General features: G+C 47.1%; 1 protein-coding gene. It reads right to left on the bottom strand.

Annotated elements, in window-relative coordinates; genetic code table 11:
• Positions 1-819 (bottom strand): glycoside hydrolase family 2 TIM barrel-domain containing protein (locus D8792_RS10925; RefSeq protein WP_312023825.1); only part of this gene is annotated, 819 nt, incomplete at both ends.

Raw genomic sequence — 819 nt, 5'->3', positions numbered from 1 at the left:
GTCTTGGACTGAGCGCCATTGGCTTTGGTAGAGATAGAAGTCATTCTTAGGCAGACCTGCTGTATCAATGATACCAAAGAAGGAGCTCTTAACTGGGGTACGATCCATATTGTGCCAAGGAGTCGGCTCACCGATATAGTCAATCCCTGTCCAGATAAACTGACCAGCATAGCCGGCATGGTCACGGTCAAAGGTCCATGACTGGGTCGCTGTCCGGCCCCATGCTACCTTGTCATTTCCGTAGTCAGACTGCTCATAACGACGACCAGCACTGTGGTCATGGTTCAAAATCCGTGATGGATCGTAGTAGGAGCCGCGAGTCCGAGTTGCAGAAGATGTTTCTGATCCATAAATCTTCCAATCTGGATGAGCCCGACGCACTGCTTCATAGTTATGCTCACCATAGTTCATCCCTACAACATCCATGATTTTAGCGATTTCGATAAAGCCTCCAGAAGAACGTTGGCTAAATTTATTTTCACCCATGGTGACATAGCGTTCTGTGTCAATGGCCTTGATAACAGCCTTCAAGCGCTTAGCTGTCGCAATAGAACGCACATCTCCATTGGCTTCCTCAACCTCATTTCCGAGAGACCACATGATGATAGATGGATTGTTCTTGTCTTTTTCGACCATCATTCTCAAGTCAAAGTCAGACCATTTCTCACCTGGTTTAGCATCTGGATGGGTTGCTTCTTGGTCAAAGAAACGGCCGTAGTCATAGGTCTTCTTACTGTGGTACCAAGTATCAAAGGCTTCTTCCTGCACTAAGAATCCAAGCTCAGCTGCAGCATTCAACAACTGTTCGCTGGCTGGATT

The sequence above is a fragment of the Streptococcus cristatus genome, from assembly GCF_003943505.1.
In the GTDB taxonomy this organism is placed as follows: Bacteria; Bacillota; Bacilli; order Lactobacillales; family Streptococcaceae; genus Streptococcus; species Streptococcus cristatus_E.
The sequence above is the reverse complement of the archived record's forward strand: the minus strand, read 5'-3'. Positions and strand labels throughout refer to the sequence as shown.